Source organism: Sphaerisporangium corydalis, from assembly GCF_025506355.1.
Classification (GTDB): Bacteria; Actinomycetota; Actinomycetes; order Streptosporangiales; family Streptosporangiaceae; genus Sphaerisporangium; species Sphaerisporangium corydalis.
This window is the reverse complement of record NZ_JANZYP010000047.1, coordinates 1-18,017: the sequence shown is the minus strand read 5'-3', so window position 1 is coordinate 18,017 and position 18,017 is coordinate 1. Positions and strand designations below refer to the sequence as shown.

The following is an 18,017-nucleotide window of genomic DNA, read 5'->3' as shown; positions in this document are numbered from 1 at the left end:
GTGGCCGTGGGCGGGTCAGGAGCCGGCCTCACGGTGTCCGGACGCAGGTGGCCGTGGGCGGGTCGCCGGTGCCGCTCGCCAGGAAGCCGAACGTGGTGGCCGCGGCGGGGGCCAGCGTCCCGTTGTAGCTCTCGTTCGCGATCACGTACGGGCTGGCGGTGCCGTCGGTGCGGGCACCCCAGATCTGGGTGATCCGCTGGCCGCTGGAGAAGGTCAGCGTCACCGTCCACCCGGTGGTCGTGGTGGTGCCGGTGTTGGTCACGGTCACCTGCCCCTGGAACGCCCCGGGCCAGCCGCCGACCTGGCTGTACACGGCCGTGCACGCGCCGGTCCCCGGGCAGGCCGTGACGGTGACCGTGACGGCGGAGGAGAAGGAGGAGGTGTTCCCGGCGGCGTCACGTGCCCGGATCTGGTACCGGAAGGTCCCCGCGCCGGACTGCGTGAACGACGTGGTCGCCGAAGTGCCGGCGGAGACGAACGTGCCACCCGTGGTGCCGGGCGCACGCCAGATGTCGTAGCCGGTGACCCCCACGTCGTCCGTCGACGCGGCCCAGGTCAGCCTTACCGAACCGCAGGTGACGCTCGCGGTCGGCGTACCCGGCGCGGTGGGCGGTCGCGTGTCCTGCGGCGGGTTGGTCGGGCACGGCGGCGGCGCGGCAGTGACCGGCGCCGTGAAGGCCGAGGCGTTGCCGGCGGCGTCGCGTGCCCGGACCTCGTACCTGTAGACGCCTGCGAGGGGTTCGGTGAACGAGGTGGTCGTGGTCGTCCCGACCGAGGTGAACGGGCCGCTGTTGGACGAGCGGTAGACGTCGTAGCCGGTGACGCCGACGTTGTCGGTGGAGGCGGTCCAGTTCAGCGTCACCTTCGCCGGGCAGCCGACCGTGACCGTCAGCCCGGCCGGGACCGTCGGCGCGGTGGTGTCGGTGGGAGGGGCGCCGCCGAGGAGGGGGGTCAGCGCCGGGTACCAGCGGTCGGACATCTTCTGGAAGCCCGAATCGTCCGGGTGTACCCCGTCGCCGTTCGTGTCGGCCACCGTGTCGAAGCCGGTGAACTGGTCGACCACCGTGATCGGCGACTGGGCGGTGGTCTTACCCGCGGCCCAGCCGGGGATGGCGTCGTCGAGCGCCGCCACGCCCGACGGGCACCAGGTGCACCCGCTCGGGGTCATCGGAATGATCCGGGCCACGACGATCTTCATGCCGGCGTTGCTCGCGCGCATCTGGTCGACCAGCTTGCCGTACGCGGCGAGGATGCTCGCGGTCGGAAGGTTGTTCCAGACGTCGTTGGTGCCCAGGTGCATGAGCACGATGTCCGGCCGGGTGGCGGCGAGCCACGGCGGCAGCTGGTCCTGATTCGCGATGCCGGTGGCCAGAAACCCCCCGTGCCCCTCGTTGTCACCATCGTGCGCCACCGAACACCCGCCGCCCGGCAGGGTCCCGACGAAGTCGATGTTGGTGAAGCCCGTACGCTGCAGCCGATCCCACAGCAGCGCCCGCCAGCACCCGGGCCCACCCGTGATGGAGTCACCCAGCGGCATGATCCTCACGGGCGCCGCCGCGGACGACGCGGGCGAGGCCACCACGGCCGCGGAGAGCGCGGGCATGGTCACCACGAGCCCGGCCAACGCGACGAGCGCCGCGAGGAGAGCGTAGACCAGTCGCCGTCGCATGGTGACTCCCTTACGGACGGGGTGCGGGCGGTGGCCGACCGGCTTCGCCCTGCCGATCATTCGGTGTGCGGACGGTAGACGCGTACGTCGGCCCATGTCGAGGCGGCGGCCGGGCGGGGCCGCGAAGTACCAGGTCACTCGTGGAAATTTCAGCGGCGCACGGCGGCACGCGGGCGGTGGACGCCGGAGCCCGCCGTCCACCACGACCCCGGTCCCGGCGCCGTCGATCGGAACCCCCGGCTCATGCCCAGCGCATCTTCGTCCGGCTCACGCCCACATCTTCGTCCGGCTCATGCCAGGCGCGTCTTCGTCCTGCTCACGGCGGGCGTATCTCGAGCGTACGGCCCACGAAGCGCGCGTACCCTTCGAACGCCTGCTCGATCTTCGCCAGGTCGTCCGTGCCCAGCGGCACGAGGGGACGGACCACGACCTGCACCTTGGTCTTGAGGAGTGACCGCTTCCACGTGCCGACGACCCGGCCGTCGCGGACCACGGTCGCCTGGAACACGCCGTTGTTGCCGGGGATGATGGCCGGTTTGTGCTCGTCGGCGAGCATGAGTGAGCGGTCCTTGTAGCCCAGCAGGTACTCGTCGAACCCGGGCAGGACGCGGAACTCGCCGCCGTCCGTCGTGGCCGGCGTGGTGTCGAGCGGTCTCGGGTGCGGCTCGGACGGCGCGGTGGCGAGCAGTGCCGGTTCCAGGTACATCTCGACGCCTTCGACGGTCACGCCGGTCAACCGGTCGCCCGCCGCCGCGATGCCGCGCTTGGCGTCGGCGGCGGTCAGCCCGGTCCAGCCGGCGAAATCCTGCCTGGTCGCCGGCCCACGGCCGCGGAAGAACCGCAGCGCCAGGGTGGCCAGCGCCTCCTCGCGATCGGGCCGGTGCGGGTCGGGGACCCACTCGTCCAGCAGCACGAAACTCTGCTCGTTGCCGATGTTCGGGGCGATGCACAGTACGCCGCGCTGGCTGGCGTACCACAGCAGGTGGTAGCCGAACTGGCCGGCGCCCTCGATGCCCTTGTCGGCGAGCACGGCGAGGCACTGCGACCGGGTCAATCGGCCGCCTCCGGCCAGCTCCGCGCCCAGCACCTCCAGCGCCCGTTCGGCGAGCTCCTCGCTCAACCCCAGGAACTCGCGCCGCTTGGCCGCGCCCGCCAGCGCCCGCGGACCCATCAGGTCGAGCATCCAGTGGGCGTCTCGCGACGGAACGAAGTGGACGGTGCCGCGCATCGGCCAGGTGCGCAGCGCCTCGCGCCGCTCCAGCGCGGCGGTCACGTCGCCGACGGTGTGGTCAGGCAGGCGGACACCGAACGACCACAGGCCGCTGGCCAGGTCCTGCGCCTGCATCGCACCGAGCCAGGTCACCACCCCGGCCACGTCGGCCGGCCGGTCCGTCCCGTCATGCCGGTCCGCACCGTGATGCCCGTCGGCGTGCCGCCGTTCGGGCAGCAGCAGGGCCGCCATCCGCAGGGTGAGCGCCTGGGCCTGGGTGATCCGCAGCATTACCGCCTCCTCGCAGGCAGCGTATCGGCGGCCTACGACAACTCCGGGCCCGCCGAAGCCGACCCCCGTCCGCCAGGTCACGGACCTCCGGCCGCTGGGAGTCGCGGGCCTCCGGCCGCTAGGAGTCGCGGACCTCCGCGACCGCGTCCGCGAGGATGTCGACGCCCTGGATGATGGTGCGTTCGGACAGGGTGGCGTAACCGAAGAGCAGCCCGCCCGGGCCGCCGGGACGCAGGCGGTACCGGGCGACGCCGTACATGCCGAGGCCGCGCCGGGCGGCGGCGGCCACGACGGCGGCCTCGTCCAGGTCAGGCGGCAGCCAGGCCACGACATGCTGGCCGGCCGCGACCCCGGCCGGTACGAAGTCGGGCAGGCGCCCGCGTAACGCGGCGAGCAGGACGTCCCGGTGCCGCCGGTAGATCGGCCGCATACGGCGCAGATGCCGGTCGAACTCGCCCCGGTTGAGGAAGTCGGCGAAGGTCAGCTGATCGATCACCGACGAGCCTCGGTCGGCGACCAGCTTGGCCGCCGCGACGTCGTCCACCAGGTGCGGCGGCACCAGCAGCCAGCCGAGGCGCAGCCCGGGGGCGAGCGTCTTGCTCGCCGTGCCGCAGTACACGACGTGCTCCGGCGCCAGGCCTTGGATCGCGCCGACGGGTGCGCGGTCGTAGCGGTACTCGGCGTCGTAGTCGTCCTCGATCACGACGGCCCCGCGCCCCCTCGCCCAGCGGATCACCTGGGCACGGGCCCTGGCCGAGAGGACCCCGCCGGTGGGCCACTGGTGCGACGGCGTCAGCACGACGGCGTCGGCGTCGGCCTTCTCGAGTTCCTCGACGAGGATGCCGTCCGGCCCGACCGGAATGCCGACGACGTCGAGCCCGGCGGACCTGGCGACCAGGCGGGCGTCATCCTCCGGCGAGGGGTCCTCGACGGCGAGCCGCCGCGCGCCGCGCGCGGCGAGCACCTGGATCAGCAGCGCGACGCCCTGCCCGTACCCGCTGGAGATCACCATGTTCTCCGGGCTCGCCGAGGTGCCGCGGACCCGGTTGAGGTAGTCGGTGAGGGCGTCGCGCAGTTCGGGGACGCCGCGCCCGTCGAGGTAGGCGAACCGGTCGTTGGGCGTGGTGGTGAGCACGGTGCGCACCGAGCGCAGCCAGGCCGCCCGGGGGAACGCCGACACGTCCGTGCGCCCGTACCCGAAGTCGATCGTGAAGGCCGTGCGGCCCGTGGTGACCCCGGCCACCGGAGCCGGCTCGGGAACGGATTCGGCCGTGACCTGGGTGTAGCCGCCGGAGCGGCTCGTGAGGTAGCCCTCGGCTACCAGTTGCTGGTACGCCTCCACCACCACGCCGCGCGACACCCCGAGGCCGGTGGCGAGCGTGCGGGTGGGCGGCAGCGACGCGCCCGGCCGCAACCGGCCCGCCCGGACGCCGGCCCGGATCGCGGCCTCGAGCTGCCGGTGCAGGGGTTCGGTCCCGGTGCGGTCCAGTTCGATGAGCAGGTCTTCGGCGGTGCTGGAATTGGTCCTTGTTCGGCCCATGTGATCGGACCTTACCGGGTGTACCGATTTCCGGCAGGCTAAAACACATGACGACGACAACCGCTCCGCACCTCGACGGCCGGCTCCTCACCCCCGGCGACGCCGGTTACGACACCGCCCGCTCCATCTGGAACGCCATGATCGACCGCCGGCCGAGGATGATCGTGTCGGCCGCGAGCGTCGCCGACGTGGTGGCCGCGGTGCGCCTGGCCCGCGAGCTCGACCTGGAGATCGGTGTCCGCTGCGGTGGGCACAACGTGGCCGGCTTCGCCGTGCCCGAGGACGGCCTGATGATCGACCTGACCCCGCTGAACGGCGTACGGGTCGACCCCGTCCGGCGGCGCGCCTGGGTACAGGGAGGCGCGCTGCTCGGCGCGCTCGACCGGGCGACGCAGCCCTACGGCCTGGCCACCACCGCCGGCAACGTCTCGCACACCGGCGTCGGCGGCCTGACCCTCGGCGGCGGCATGGGATGGCTGGCCCGCCGGTACGGCCTGGCCTGCGACAACGTGGTGTCCTACACGATGGTCACGGCCGAAGGTGAGGTCGTGACCGCGAGCCGCACCGAGAACCCGGACCTGTACTGGGGCCTGCGCGGCGGCGGCGGCAACTTCGGCATCGTCACCGAGTTCGAGTTCCAGCTCCACCGCACCGGCACGCGGACGCTCGTCGCCCAGTTCGACTTCCGTGCCGAGGACGCCGTGCCGGTGCTCGAAGGCTGGCGGGACCTGTCCGCCGTCGCGCCGCGCCAGGCGACGTTCACGGCGGACGTCGGCGACACGACCGGCGGCCCGATCGCCACCGTCGGGTTCGTCTGGGTCGGTGACCCCGTGCGGGGCCGCCGGTTGCTGCCGGCGATGCGCGCGCTCGGACGTCCGGTCGCGGAGCGGGTCACGACGCCGTCGTACCTCGAACTGCAGCGGCGGGACGACTCCAGCGGCGGCCACACGTACCGCAGGTATTCCAGCGCCCACTATCTGAACCGGTTCCCCACCTCGGCGATCGAGGCGTTCCTCCTGCGCGGCGCGACGGATCTGAGCTCTGGCACGCACCTGCCCGGCGTCGGGCTGCAGGCGCACGGCGGTGCGATCGCCGACGTCGCCGAGTCCGACGCCGCGTTCAGCCACCGGGGCACGATGTTCGAGTTCGGCGCCGGTTCCCGCTGGACCGACGCGGCCGAGGACGCCGCCAGGATGGCCGCCGCCCGCGCCGCCGGCGCCGCGCTCGATCCGTACGCGGGCGGCGTCTACGTCAACTCCCTCACCGCCGACGACGGCCAGCGCGGCATCCGCCGCGCCTATCCCGCCGCCAAGCTGGCCAGATTGTCCGCCCTGAAGACGACGTGGGACCGCCAGAACATCTTCCACCTGAACCAGAACATCAAACCGGCGACCTCCCTCTGACCAGGGCCCTACCGGCCCGCCGGGGCGAAGCCGTACAGCAGGGACCGGACGATCTCGTCGGGGTCGGGGAGGTCGAGGCTGAGCAGGCCCCGGTAAGCCACGAGACCGGCGAACAGGTCGGTCAGCAGCCACAGGTCGCTGTCCGGGCGGAGCTCGCCCCGCTCGATCGCCCGGTCGTAGACCGCCCAGGTTCGGGCCATCCGGTCGCGCATGCTCGTGCGCACGAGGTCGGCCACGGCCGGGTCGCGTCCGGTCTCGCCCAGGATCTGGCGGCTCAGCGCGGCGACCCGGTCGTCCTGCCAGGCGGCCAGCGTGTCGACGACCACCTGCCGCAGGTCGCCGGTCAGTGAGCCGGTGTCGGGGATGGCGATCTGGATGTCGAACATCTGGGCCAGCGCGTCCAGCAGCATGTCCCGCTTGGTCGCATAGCGCCGGAACACGCTGGCACGGCCCACTCCGGCGTGTGCGGCCACCTCGTCCATCGTCACCTCCAGGCCGCGCTGGAGCAGCAGGTCCATGACGGCGGAGCGGATCTTCGCGTCGACGGCCGGATCGGGCCGCCGGCCCCTCGGGGACGGGCTACTCGGCATATATGATACTTTCAGTATCAGATACTTGGGGTATCGGAAATAGGGTGACGTGAATGAGAGTACTGGTCGTCGGCGCGGGCGTCGCCGGACTCGCCGCCGCGCGCGGCCTGATCAGGTCGGGGCACGAGGTCGAGGTGTACGAGCGGGCGCCGGGGCTGCGAACGGTGGGCGGATCCGTGACGCTCTGGAGCGGCAGCACCGGCATCCTGCGCGACCTCGACGTCGACCTCACCGGTGTCGGACGGCGCATCGACGCGATGGAGTCGCGGTCGTCCGGCGGGCGGCTGCTGGTCACCGTCGACGTCGCCGCCGTGGCCCGGCGCTACGGCACACCGAACGTGCACCTGCCCCGGCAACGGCTGGTCGAGCGCCTCTCCGACGGCCTGCCCGACGGCGTGCTGCGCTTCGGCCACACCTGCGCGCACGTGGACCACGAGCGGGGCGAGATCACCTTCGCCGACGGGAGCACGGCGCGCGGCGACGTCATCGTGGGGGCCGACGGGCGCTCCTCGGTGGTACGCGATCACCTGTGGGGTGCCGACCCCGGCCGGCTCACGGAGTGGGTCACCTGGCAGGGGTTCGTCAGGGGACCGCTCGACCTCGTCTCCTCCCACCGGGTCGTCATGATGATCGGGCGCGAAGGGCTCTGCGGCCTGATCCCCGCCGGGGAGGGGCAGCTTTTGTGGTGGTTCGACCATCGGACCGACCACCGCGCGCCGCTGCCCACCTCGCCCGTCGAAGCGCTGACCGAACGCTTCGGACACTGGGCCGCGCCCGTCCCCGAGGTGCTCGCCTCGATCGGGCAGATCGACCGCTTCACCCACCACCGCCACCGCGTACCGAAGATCTGGGGCAGAGGCCGCACCACACTTGCCGGCGACGCCGCCCACTCCATGCCACCGACGATGGCCCAGGGCGCGAACCAGGCACTAGAAGACGGCTGGACCCTGACCCGCGAACTCACCGCCCCCGGCCTACTGCTCACCGACCTCGGCCGGGCGCCCGACGGCCCCGGCCCGGCCTTGGACGACCCCAGCCCGGCCCTCGACCGCCCCGACCAGGTTCTCGACGGCCCCGGCCTGGCCTTGGACGGCCCTGGCCAGGTGCTCGACGGCCCCGGCTCGGTGACGGAGCGGCTGCGCCGCTACGAGCGGATCCGCTCCCGGCAGTCCGCCCGCGCCGCGAACCTGGCCGCCACCGAAAGCACCAACAAGTACCGCCCCCAGTTCTTGACACGCCTGCTCCCCGACACCCTGGTCACCACCGGCTACACCACCTGGCTCCGCCACGTCAGCAACTACCTCAGCACGACCGACTTGCCCAACGGGAAGCCCGCTCATCTGCGGTGATGGATACTCGCGCGGGTCCCCCGTGAGCGCCCATGGCGCTTCCCACAGTCTGCCGAAGCCGGCTCGCAGCACGGCGGCCGGCCACACCGAGAGCTCGAGCCGATGACAACGGTATCGGGATGCACATACGCCGAGGGGTGTACGACCGGCTCGTGGTCCCCCAACGCGAACAGCGCCGATACCGTCAGACGACGTACTCGGCTCCGCACGCCTCGGCCAGGGACGGGCCGAACAACGCGGCCGGGGTGAACGCCCCCGGCTTGCCCTCGCCCGCCAGCAGCCGCCGCACCACCTCGGCCGGCACCGCGCCGGTCCACTCCTGGGCCTCGCCGAGCCGCAGCCAGCCCTCGCGCGTAGTGCCGTCGGACCAGCGCACGACCGCGTGCCCCCACGAGTGCTCACGCGGCTTCGGCTTGGCCGCGACCTTCACCGCGGCCAGCCGCCGGATCGCGAACTCCCGCACCGGGCGGATGCCCAGCACCGCCGTGGCCACCGGCAGGATCGCCCGGACCACCGGCGAGGACGGCGCCTCGCTCGACGCGGCGACCACATTCGGCGCGCCGCTGGCGCGCTGGGCCGCCATCAGCTCGCCGAGGGGCATACCGGCCGTGGTGACCACGCCGCCATCGGGCAGCGTCAGCCGCATCGGGTCACCGCCGATCGGTGCCGCCACCAGCCGTCCGTCGCGGTATCGCCGTCCCTGGAACCGGCCGCCGCCCTCGACGCCCGGGATCCCGTCGAGAATGGTGGCGGCGAGCGCCTCACCGACCACGCCCGCCTGGGTGTCGAGCGACGGCACCATGTCGACCCTCACCCGCTCGGGCGCGATGCGCCCCTCGCAGAGCTTCACGACCACGCTTTCTGTCGCGGTGACACCGAATCCGGCACCGGTCACGACCGTACGCCCGGAGGCCGCGACCGAATCGCCCAACGCGAGCGTCGTGGCCACCGCGGACAGATCGTTGGCCAGATCGAGGTAGTCGCCGCCCCCGTGAAGGCAGGCCCGGATCACCGGCGTCGCGGTACGGGTGAACGGGCCGACCGTGTTGACGACCGCGGCCGGGCGCCGCCGACGGATCTCGGCCGCCATCGCCTCGACCGACCCGGCCACCACCATGCCATCGCCCCCGGCCACCGCGACCAGGCGCGCGGCGTCCCGCCCGACCAGCACCGGCCGGATGCCCCGCGCACGCAACTGGGCGGCGATCGCCCTGCCGCTGCGACCGGTCCCACCCAGGATCCACACGTCCGCCATATCTCTGCTCCACTCTCTGTGATGACACGCCGTGTCATCACACTAGCTGACCACGACACGGCATGTCATCACTAGACTGGCGACGTGAGCAGATGGCGGCCCGACGCGCGTGAACGCCTTCAGCAGGCTGCGCTGGAGCTCTTCGCCGAGCAGGGCTTCGCCGCCACGACCGTCCCTGAGATCACCGCCCGGGCCGGGCTGACCACGCGCACCTTCTTCCGGCACTTCGCCGACAAGCGCGAGGTCCTCTACGCCGACGACGCCGAGGTGCCGGCCATGGTCGCCACGATGATGGCCGAGGCTCCCCCGTCGGCCGAGCCGCTGGCCCTGATCGTCGAGGGCCTGCGCACAGTCGCCGAAACCCGCTTCGAGCCCCGCAAAGCAGCCCTGCTGGCCCGCCGCGAACTGGTACGCGCCGACACCGGCTTGCAGGAACGCGACCTGCGCAAGCGAGCGGCCATGTCCGAAGCGATCCGCGAAGGCTTCCAGACCCGAGGCATCGACCCACCCCGAGCGGCCCTCCTCGCCGAAACGTCGGTGACCCTGATCTACGTCTCCCTATCCGAGTGGCTCGACACCCCCAACGACCGCAAGCTCTACGACATCATCCTCAAAACCCTGGCAACACTCCGAAACGCACTCGGCTGATCAGTCGACCGCCATCAGCACGAAGAATGGGCATGATGCGGGGACCAACGCCCATGCACCGCAACCGATTGGGAGCCGACCTCAACTTCTGACGGCCTCTGCGATTTGCAGAGCGACCTGGGCGGGCGTTAGGTGCGTGGTGTCGACGACCTCGGCCTCGGCGTGTAGCCATGTGCGGGCCGCCTCGGCGTAGGGCTCAAGGTATTTGAGCCGGAAGGGGGAGGGGCCAAGAAGAGTGTCCCCCTCGATCCGCCCGAGGAGGGTGTCTTGGTCAGCGTGAAGGACGAAGTGCCGTACTGGAATGGCATGCTGGGCGAGGCCCGTGCTGATCTCGCGCCAGTACTGCTCGACCAGGACGGTCATAGGCATCACCAGAGTGCCGCCGGTGTAGTCGAGTACGCGGCGGGCGGTTTCGACTACGAGTGGCCGCCAAGGTGGCCAGTGCTGGAAGTTGTCCGTCGCGGGCAGTCCTGGCGTGATGTCCATAAGCGTCTCGCCAACCTTCTCGGCGTCGAACACTCGTGAATCCGGGATCAGTCGCCGCACGACTGCGCTGGTCGTCGTCTTACCTGCGCCGTGGGTGCCGTTAAGCCATACGATCACGGGACCCGATGCTAGTGCGAGTGGTGCAGGCTGATCTGACTCTTGGGGCTTGGAAGAACGCCTTCACGGCCCAGTGGGCGCCCGCGATGCGTGCCAGGCTATCAAGGGGTTTCGTGCTGGAACGGTGACGGCGGCAGAAGGCCGGCTCTGCACTAATGGGATAGCGCCGGATGAGCTGCCGACGAGATTTTCGTTCCTGACTGAGAAGCACCATGATCATGAATTAGCCTGCATGAATCGTGGCGGGCGACTGACCAGCCGTCCGCCACCGGTGTCCGCGCATTACCGACTACGCAGTTGCGGAGCTGCCGAAATGCCTGATGACCATCAGCCGCCCCCATCGTTCATGACCCACTCCCTGTGCTTGACCTGGTGCGATGGCCTTGACTCCGAGGAGGCGTTGCTTCGGATCGGTGGCCTGCCTCAGACGATCAGCCGTCGCAGCCTCCCCGAGACCGTCACAGCGGCCCACGATGCGCTCCCGCAATATTCTGGCTCCGCTCTCACCGGAAAGCTGGGGCAGTGGAACCTCATCGTCGAACCCAACGGGTTCCAGGGCTCACGCCTGCCGGTGCTGGCCGATTTGTCAAGCGATGGCCAGGCCATGAGCGTTTTCTGGAACGTGAATGGCGATGCTCAGATCGCTTACGCCGAACGCGGACGCATCATCGCCGTCATCGACCCGTTCGACCCGGAGGAAGGGGACGATGACGAGGCATTTCTGCTGCGCTGGGAGAGCGTCGCCGAATTGGACGAGGACTGGCGGGTCGGTGCGCTGAGGCTGGCGGAGACCGTCATGGGGCAACATCTTGGCGCGGACTGGTTCAGCGAGCCCCGGCTCAGCGCGATCATCCAGGCGCTTCCGGACCCCCCCGACTCCGAAACCGATGATGAACGGGATGCGTATCTGCGGGAGCAGCGCGCCCTTCTGGCCGAGGACCCTCAATTGGCGGCGCTGGTAGAGGATCCTGCGCGGGAGAAGCTCAGGGCTATGGCGGCATACGTCGCGGAATTGGTGGGAGATCGGGCTGGGTTGTCGAGACCGTTGGTCGAAGAAGCTCTTGCGGCGTTGAGAGCGCAGGGTGAGGTTGCTCAGCAGGTGAAGACGCGCTTGGAAGATGTCGAACGCGATCTCCTTGCTGAGGCCGCGGCCGTGCATGATTCCGGGCCCGTGGAGCCGGGTTCGCCGGCTCATCGGCTTGTGGTCGAGAGTCGGGCGGTCAGGGTCATGATCGCGGCCCTGAACGAGAGCCCTGCAACAGCCCTTTGGGAAGCCTTATGGTACGCGGAGATGCTCCGGCTAGACGGTCCGGACCGTATCCGTCTCACTGTCCTGCGAGCTGGTTACGACGAGATCGAGCGGCGAGGGGAGGGCCAGGGTTAGCGTCGCCGTAACCTATGCCGGGGAGTTTGAGGGGCGGAGCCCCTCATTGGGGGTCGAAGGGGGCGGAGCCCCTTGGGAAACTGCCCGGAGCGAAGCGGAGGACCTTGTTTTCGGGGATGACGGTTCTGAGCGTTAGCAGGGTTGTTAGCGAAAGGCCCCTCGCGAGGGTTGCGAGGGGCCTTTGGGCTGGGAGCCGACGAGGGGAATCGAACCCCTGACCTACGGTTTACAAGACCGTTGCTCTGCCGATTGAGCTACGTCGGCCTGCGGTGCGGTACGAGTTTAGTCGTATCGTGCGGGCGACGTCACCGATCGTTGGCACCAGTGGAGGGCGAAGGTCGGATCGGCGAGGGCGGTGGTGGCGGGGGTCAGGCGCGGCGGAGGCGGGAGATTTCGTAGAGGGCTATGCCTGCGGCCACGCCGGCGTTCAGAGACTCGGCGGCGGGGCTCATGGGGATGCGGGCGATCACGTCGCAGGCCTCGCGGACGAGGCGGGACAGGCCCTTGCCCTCGGAGCCGACCACGACGACCAGCGGCGAGGTGGCCAGGTTGATGTCGCCGATGTCGGTGGAGCTGTCGCCGTCGAGGCCGACGACGAACAGGCCCTGCTCGCGGTACTCGCGGAGCGTGCTCGTCAGGTTGGCGGCCCGGGCCACGGGGAGGTGGGCGAGGGTGCCCGCCGAGGTCTTCCAGGCGCCCGCCGTGACCCCGGCCGAGCGGCGGGACGGCACGAGGATGCCGTGGGCGCCGAAGGCGGTGGCGGAGCGGGCGATTGCGCCGAGGTTGCGCGGGTCGGTGACGCTGTCGAGGGCGATGATCAGCGGGATCTGGGCCGCGTCCCGCGCCCTTTCGACCAGGTCCTCGGGGTGAGCGTAGTCGTACGGCGGGAGCTGGAGCGCCAGGCCTTGGTGGACCGCGCCGTCGGTCAGCCTGTCGAGCTTGTCGCGGCTGACCTCGAGCAGCGCGATGCCGCGGTTGGCCGCCATTTTGATCGCGTCGCGGATGCGGTCGTCGCTCTCGACGCGCTGCGCCACGTAGAGCACGTTGGCGGGCACTTCGGCGCGGAGCGCCTCGACCACCGGGTTACGGCCGCCGATGACCTCGGGAGAGTCGTCGCGCTTGCCACGGGTCGTCGGCCGCGCGGGCCGGTCTCCGCCGCGCGGGGCCGCCGAGGCGGCGCCTGCCGCGCCCGGGGCGCGTTGCTTGTCCTTGAACCAGTGCCGCTCATGGGCGGGCGGGGTCGCGCCCCTGCCCTGGAGAGCGCTACGGCCCTGCCCACCGGTGCCCCGCGTGGGGCCCTTCTTCTTCGCGGGCCTACCGGACCCTTTACTACCCCCACCAGCCATGGTCCCAGCCTACCGGCGCGATCAGCGCGCCAGTTCCCATCGAGGGCCCTGGGGGGTGTCCTCGACGACCACGCCCGCGTCGGCGAGCTGGTCGCGGATGGCGTCGGCGGCCGCGTAGTCCTTGCGGGCCCGCGCGGCCTGGCGCTGCTCCAAAGCCACCCTGACCAGGGCGTCCACCGTGTCACGGAGGCCGGCGTCGCCCTTGGACTCGCGCCACTGAGGTGATCGGGGATCGAGCCCGAGGACGTCGAGCATGGTCTGGGTCTCGGCGAGAAGTCGTGCCACCTGTTCCTTGTTGCCGTGCGCGAGAGCGACGTTGCCCTCGCGGACGACCTCGTGGACCACCGCGAGGGCCTGCGGCACGCCCAGGTCGTCGTCCATCGCGTCCACGAACGCCTGCGGGAGCGGCGCCGCCGCGTCGACGTCGTGGATCACCTCGGCGGCGCGGGTGACGAAACCCTCGATGCGCTGGTATCCGACGGCGGCCTCGGCCAGCGCCTCGTCGGAGTAGTCGATCGAGGAGCGGTAGTGGGCCGCAACCAGGTAGTAGCGCAGCTCGACGGCGCGCACCTTGCCGAGCATGGCGGGCACGAGCAGCGAGTTGCCGAGAGACTTGCTCATCTTCTCGGCGCCGATCTTGAGCATGCCGTTGTGCAGCCAGTAGCGCGCGAAGCCGTCTCCGGCCGCCTGCGACTGGGCGATCTCGTTCTCGTGGTGCGGGAAGATCAGGTCGACGCCGCCGCCGTGGATGTCGAAGGTCTCGCCGAGGTACTTGGTGGCCATGGCCGAGCATTCGAGATGCCAGCCGGGACGCCCCGCGCCCCAGGGCGTCGGCCACGTGGGCTCGCCGGGCTTGGCGCCCTTCCACAGGGCGAAGTCGCGGCCGTCGCGCTTGGCCGAGTCGGTGTCGGTGTCCCCGGCCGCCCGCATGTTCTCCGGGCGCTGGTTGGACAGCCTGCCGTAACGCTCGGCGTAGGACATCACGTCGAAGTAGACGTCGCCGCCGGAGGCGTAGGCGTGGCCCTTGTCGATCAGCCGGTGGATCAGCTCGACCATCTCGGGGATGTGGCCCATCGCCCTGGGCTCGACCGTGGGCGGCAGGCAGCCGAGGACGTCATAGGCCCACGTGAAGGCGCGCTGGTTGCGCTCGGCGATCACGAACCACGGCACGCCCTCCTGAGCCGCGACGCGGATGATCTTGTCGTCGAGATCGGTCACGTTGCGGCAGAACGACACCTCGTAATCGGACCGCGTGAGCCATCGCCGCAGGACGTCGAAGTTGACCCCCGAGCGGATGTGACCGATATGCGGCGGAGCCTGGACAGTGGCCCCGCAGAGGTAAATCGAGACCCGGCCCGGCTGGATGGGGACGAAGTCGCGGACCGCACGGGTGCTGGTGTCGTATAGGCGCAGACTCACGAACGCAAGGCTAATGCCTCGCACGCCGTGGCAGGACTGGTTGCCCGACCTCACAAGCCGTCAAATCGAATGTGAATCCGATGACCTTTCGGCGAGGGCTAGGGGATTGGGGGCCTTCTCCCTAATGGAACACCTTGTCCGTGACCTTATGCATAGGTATGCACAACCTTGTCGCCAGGTTCGGGCGAACCGCCTTTGAGCACGCCCGATTCCCGGAAATCGGGCCCGGACCCCCGCCGGGCGGAGGCGAGGGGGCACGGACGGGGCAGGGTCCGATGTGGCGGATCACCGCGTGGCGTCGGCGTACGCGCCGGTTACGGGATCCCCGATTCTGTAGGCTCGAAGGGCCATGGACGTCACTCCCCCCTTGGCGGCAGGTCAGTCCTCCCGCCGGCCCGAGACCCAGCCCGCCACCGCCCAGCCGAGCGGAGCGGCGCTCGTACTGCGCCGCCTCGGGACCGCCGTCGCGGCCCTCGGGGTCGCCGCACTGGCCGCCGCCGCCTGCGTGCTGTCCTTCGACGCGCTGCGCGCCCTCGCGGAGAAGGGCGGGGCGCGGGTCGACTTCACCTACCTGTACCCCGCCGGCTTCGACGCGCTCCTCGCGATCGCGCTGATCAGCGTGCTCCTGCTGCGCCCCGCGCGCCTGCTCGTGCGGGTCCAGGCCGTGCTGATCCTCGCCCTGCTCATCGTGGGGGCGGCCACGGCCAACGTCGCGATCGTGACGGGCGTCTCGATCGGCGCGCGGCAGGCGGCGGTGGCCGTCGCCGTGGCCCCGTGGGTGATGCTGGTCGTCGGACTGTGGCTCTTCATGCTCCCGGCGAGGCGCCTCCCGGTCCGTACGTACGACGATCTTGAGGGCGCGCCGGGGGACGTTCCTGGGCGTGCGCCGCGCGGTGACATCGTCCCCTTCGGGGGAGAAGAGCGGGACCCCGATCTGGCCCCGCCGCTCGACACCGGTCACACGAGCCATACGGGTCACGTTTCCCCGCTGGAGCGGGACTTCGCGCCGCACCTGGACCGGCCGCATGTGCCCGACCAGGAGATCGCCCCTGTCGTGCCGCCGACTCCGGCGCCCGAGACGCCGACCGTGGACGAGCTGCCGCCCCTGCCGGACGAGGATCCGCTCGATGACGCGGGCCGAAGCGCAGACGCGGACCGGCACGCAGACGCGGACCGGCACGCAGACGCGGGCCGGACCGAGGACACGGACCGGATCAGGGACACAGGGCGGATCAGGGACACAGGGCGGATCGGGGACGCCGATTCTGGAGGGCATGCCAAGCCGGCCGATCCGGGCGTTCCGGTCGGGGATGCCGTACCCGAGCGTGCCGGGGGCGAGCACCCTTCGCCCAGGCATGCCGCGCCCGAGCCCGGCGCGACCGGGCATCATCCCGAGGCGACCGCACAGCAGCCTGGTGAAGCCGTACAACAATCTGGCGCGGCCGAGGCCGGACATCATTCGGGCGGGAGCGAGGATCAGCATCTCGGGGGCGAGGGTCAGCCTGTCGGGGGCGAGCAGGAGGCCGCCGCGCCTGAGCAGCAGCACTCCGTGCCCGTGCCGGAGCCGGAGCAGCGGCTGGTGCCCAAGCCGCGAGGCCGTACGGCGCCGCCCGTGCGACCGCGTGATCCCGACATGCCGCTCCGCTGGGGGGACCTGGTCAGGCCCTCCACGGGGGACGTACTCGTCCATCCGCTGCCCAAGCCGGTCCGCGACCGCAAGCCCGGCGACACCCAGCCGTACCCACAGGTCACCGACCAGCCCGGACGGCCGTCCTCCGACGCGCCCGCCGAGCCCGGCGAGGAGGGGGCGGTGGACACCCAGCCCTATCCGCACCTCCGCGAGGACGCCACCCCGTTGCGGGCCGGCACGGATGCCGCGGACGCCGTCCCCGACCCCGCTCACGGCCCCGACAGCGCCGACGAGGACGAGGTGTCCGCGGAGAGGCGGCAGGCGTACGCGAGCGAGCCCACGGCACCCCCGAGCGGCCGGATGCGCAGCACCCCGCTGCCGCCTGAGGAGTAGCCCGCCACCCCAAGGAGTGGCCAAGCGAGGGTCCTGCGTACGCCGCTGGATCACCGGCGGGTCCTTGGGGCTGTTCGGCGGGTCGCTGGTGGTTCCTTGGACCGTTCGGAGATCGCTGTGGTGCGTCGCGAGACCGTTCCGAGGTCACTGATGAGGTCCTTGAGAACCGTTCGGACGGTCGCTCGGGGTCCTTGAGCACCGTTTGTACGGTCGCTGAGGGTCCTGAGGTCCGTTCGGGGGGATCTCTGATGGCGCTCCTGAGAACGCTTGAGGGATCTCTTCTCATGTACGTACTGAGAACGCTAAAGGGATCTTGGGTTGTGGGTCTGAGAACGGTTCGTGGACCGCTGACGGGGGCGGTCGCGCCGGGAATGCAAAAGATCCGCCTGGCTGGGCCAGGCGGATCTTCGAAGGTGCCGGCGAAGCTGGCACCGTTTGGGTGATCGCCGCGCTTCAGGGCCTTACGGCCATGAGTTCGTCTTGGCGAATCGGGCGGCGAAGATCACCGGGTGGTGCGCTTCGCCAAGGGTCAGACCCTGGTTCGGCCGCGGAGGCCCGCCACGAGGGCGACACCGATCACGGCCAGGACCACCTGCATGACGAGTTCGATCCAGTCGATGCCGTTGGTCGTCGCGACACCGAGGACCTGGGCGAGCGCCGTACCGATCAGCGCGGCGACGATGCCGACGACGATCGTGAGGATCCAGCCGATGGGCTGACGGCCCGGGAGAACGAGCCGACCGAGAGCACCGACGATGGCACCGATGACGATCGCGCCGAGAATGGTTTGAATGGACATATTGAGCCTCCCCTTGAGGTTCGCACCTTCACGCTGAAGTGATGGCTACCCGGATTTGGGGGCCTAATCCTTGAAAGTAAAAAATCCCTGGTCAGGCGGCCAAAAAAGAGGACGGCGTCCCTCACCGCGCCGCGAGGGGCCGCCGTCCTCAGGTTCGCGAGCAGTTCGACCCACCCGCCTTTTGGGATCCCGCTTATAAGACGTGCCTGCCCGCCCGGCGGTTGGCGACCGGACCCGGCTTGTTGCGAAATTTCGGGGGATGGGGGCGTTGGGAGGGCCGGGGAGGTGGCTCGGCGGGACTGCTGTGACCTGGTGAGACAGGTGATGACCATGAGACGCATGAGGGTCACCGGCCACTCGCCGTACGAGGCGCCGAGTCCGCCGTACCCCGTCCCACCGCGTCGGCGCCCACTGCATGGCAGCGGGTGCGAGGAGATAGCCGGGGGCGGCGGGACCGGGGGCGGGACCGGGGGCGGGGGTAACCGGTG

The 18,017-nt window shown here is 70.7% G+C and carries 14 protein-coding genes and 1 tRNA gene; 5 read left to right on the top strand and 10 right to left on the bottom strand.

Annotation, left to right across the window (positions count from 1 at the left end):
• Positions 1–28 precede the first annotated feature (28 nt).
• The 3 genes from NYZ98_RS27630 to pdxR form a co-directional block, all read right to left on the bottom strand.
• Complete coding sequence (locus NYZ98_RS27630) at positions 29–1,669, bottom strand: cellulose binding domain-containing protein (RefSeq protein WP_262846473.1); 1,641 nt, start codon at positions 1,667–1,669, stop codon at positions 29–31.
• Positions 1,670–1,985: 316 nt separating this feature from the next.
• Positions 1,986–3,170: a winged helix DNA-binding domain-containing protein gene (locus NYZ98_RS27625; protein WP_262846472.1), complete on the bottom strand. Its 1,185-nt coding sequence runs from the start codon at positions 3,168–3,170 to the stop codon at positions 1,986–1,988.
• A gap of 118 nt (positions 3,171–3,288) precedes the next feature.
• A complete protein-coding gene (gene pdxR / locus NYZ98_RS27620; protein WP_262846471.1) occupies positions 3,289–4,710 on the bottom strand; it encodes a MocR-like pyridoxine biosynthesis transcription factor PdxR in 1,422 nt (473 codons plus the stop codon).
• 47 nt (positions 4,711–4,757) lie between these two features.
• Here pdxR and NYZ98_RS27615 point away from each other — a divergent pair, with 47 nt between their 5' ends.
• Positions 4,758–6,113: an FAD-binding oxidoreductase gene (locus NYZ98_RS27615; protein ID WP_262846470.1), complete on the top strand. Its 1,356-nt coding sequence runs from the start codon at positions 4,758–4,760 to the stop codon at positions 6,111–6,113.
• 8 nt (positions 6,114–6,121) lie between these two features.
• Here the strand turns inward: NYZ98_RS27615 and NYZ98_RS27610 are convergent, their stop codons facing one another.
• Complete coding sequence (locus NYZ98_RS27610) at positions 6,122–6,703, bottom strand: TetR/AcrR family transcriptional regulator (RefSeq protein ID WP_262846469.1); 582 nt, start codon at positions 6,701–6,703, stop codon at positions 6,122–6,124.
• Between the two features lie 53 nt (positions 6,704–6,756).
• On the opposite strand from NYZ98_RS27610, the gene NYZ98_RS27605 reads away from it, so the two are divergent.
• Positions 6,757–8,052, top strand: coding sequence for an FAD-dependent oxidoreductase (locus NYZ98_RS27605; RefSeq protein WP_262846468.1), 1,296 nt, complete (start codon positions 6,757–6,759; stop codon positions 8,050–8,052).
• 184 nt (positions 8,053–8,236) lie between these two features.
• Here NYZ98_RS27605 and NYZ98_RS27600 read toward each other — a convergent pair whose 3' ends face one another.
• Complete coding sequence (locus NYZ98_RS27600; protein WP_262846467.1) at positions 8,237–9,307, bottom strand: saccharopine dehydrogenase family protein; 1,071 nt, start codon at positions 9,305–9,307, stop codon at positions 8,237–8,239.
• 84 nt (positions 9,308–9,391) lie between these two features.
• On the opposite strand from NYZ98_RS27600, the gene NYZ98_RS27595 reads away from it, so the two are divergent.
• Positions 9,392–9,955, top strand: coding sequence for a TetR/AcrR family transcriptional regulator (locus NYZ98_RS27595; protein WP_262846466.1), 564 nt, complete (start codon positions 9,392–9,394; stop codon positions 9,953–9,955).
• 81 nt (positions 9,956–10,036) lie between these two features.
• On the opposite strand, the gene NYZ98_RS27590 is transcribed toward NYZ98_RS27595, so the two are convergent.
• Positions 10,037–10,558, bottom strand: a complete 522-nt coding sequence (locus NYZ98_RS27590; protein ID WP_262846465.1) for an AAA family ATPase — start codon at positions 10,556–10,558, stop codon at positions 10,037–10,039.
• A gap of 313 nt (positions 10,559–10,871) precedes the next feature.
• On the opposite strand from NYZ98_RS27590, the gene NYZ98_RS27585 reads away from it, so the two are divergent.
• Positions 10,872–11,942 (top strand): DUF6461 domain-containing protein, encoded by a 1,071-nt coding sequence (locus NYZ98_RS27585; RefSeq protein WP_262846464.1) that lies wholly within the window; start codon positions 10,872–10,874, stop codon positions 11,940–11,942.
• Positions 11,943–12,133: 191 nt separating this feature from the next.
• On the opposite strand, the gene NYZ98_RS27580 is transcribed toward NYZ98_RS27585, so the two are convergent.
• From NYZ98_RS27580 to cysS, 3 genes are all read right to left on the bottom strand, one after another.
• Positions 12,134–12,206: transfer RNA gene (locus NYZ98_RS27580), tRNA-Thr, on the bottom strand.
• A gap of 104 nt (positions 12,207–12,310) precedes the next feature.
• Entirely contained in the window at positions 12,311–13,288 is a 978-nt protein-coding gene (rlmB, locus tag NYZ98_RS27575) for a 23S rRNA (guanosine(2251)-2'-O)-methyltransferase RlmB (RefSeq protein WP_262846463.1), read from the bottom strand.
• A 21-nt stretch (positions 13,289–13,309) separates the two neighbouring features.
• Complete coding sequence (cysS, locus tag NYZ98_RS27570; RefSeq protein WP_262846462.1) at positions 13,310–14,707, bottom strand: cysteine--tRNA ligase; 1,398 nt, start codon at positions 14,705–14,707, stop codon at positions 13,310–13,312.
• A 349-nt stretch (positions 14,708–15,056) separates the two neighbouring features.
• On the opposite strand from cysS, the gene NYZ98_RS27565 reads away from it, so the two are divergent.
• Positions 15,057–16,730 (top strand): DUF2637 domain-containing protein, encoded by a 1,674-nt coding sequence (locus NYZ98_RS27565; protein ID WP_262846461.1) that lies wholly within the window; start codon positions 15,057–15,059, stop codon positions 16,728–16,730.
• A 529-nt stretch (positions 16,731–17,259) separates the two neighbouring features.
• Here the strand turns inward: NYZ98_RS27565 and NYZ98_RS27560 are convergent.
• Positions 17,260–17,529 carry a GlsB/YeaQ/YmgE family stress response membrane protein gene (locus NYZ98_RS27560; RefSeq protein WP_262846460.1) on the bottom strand — a complete coding sequence of 90 codons (270 nt, stop codon included), beginning with the start codon at positions 17,527–17,529 and terminating at the stop codon, positions 17,260–17,262.
• Positions 17,530–18,017: the final 488 nt, after the last annotated feature.

Bases quoted from the DNA above. Each gene is read 5' to 3' on its own strand.
- NYZ98_RS27630 (WP_262846473.1), bottom strand. From the start codon at position 1,669: ATGCGACGGCGACTGGTCTACGCTCTCCTCGCGGCGCTCGTCGCGTTG.
- NYZ98_RS27625 (WP_262846472.1), bottom strand. From the start codon at position 3,170: ATGCTGCGGATCACCCAGGCCCAGGCGCTCACCCTGCGGATGGCGGCC.
- pdxR (WP_262846471.1), bottom strand. From the start codon at position 4,710: ATGGGCCGAACAAGGACCAATTCCAGCACCGCCGAAGACCTGCTCATC.
- NYZ98_RS27615 (WP_262846470.1), top strand. From the start codon at position 4,758: ATGACGACGACAACCGCTCCGCACCTCGACGGCCGGCTCCTCACCCCC.
- NYZ98_RS27610 (WP_262846469.1), bottom strand. From the start codon at position 6,703: ATGCCGAGTAGCCCGTCCCCGAGGGGCCGGCGGCCCGATCCGGCCGTC.
- NYZ98_RS27605 (WP_262846468.1), top strand. From the start codon at position 6,757: ATGAGAGTACTGGTCGTCGGCGCGGGCGTCGCCGGACTCGCCGCCGCG.
- NYZ98_RS27600 (WP_262846467.1), bottom strand. From the start codon at position 9,307: ATGGCGGACGTGTGGATCCTGGGTGGGACCGGTCGCAGCGGCAGGGCG.
- NYZ98_RS27585 (WP_262846464.1), top strand. From the start codon at position 10,872: ATGCCTGATGACCATCAGCCGCCCCCATCGTTCATGACCCACTCCCTG.
- rlmB (WP_262846463.1), bottom strand. From the start codon at position 13,288: ATGGCTGGTGGGGGTAGTAAAGGGTCCGGTAGGCCCGCGAAGAAGAAG.
- NYZ98_RS27565 (WP_262846461.1), top strand. From the start codon at position 15,057: ATGGACGTCACTCCCCCCTTGGCGGCAGGTCAGTCCTCCCGCCGGCCC.
- NYZ98_RS27560 (WP_262846460.1), bottom strand. From the start codon at position 17,529: ATGTCCATTCAAACCATTCTCGGCGCGATCGTCATCGGTGCCATCGTC.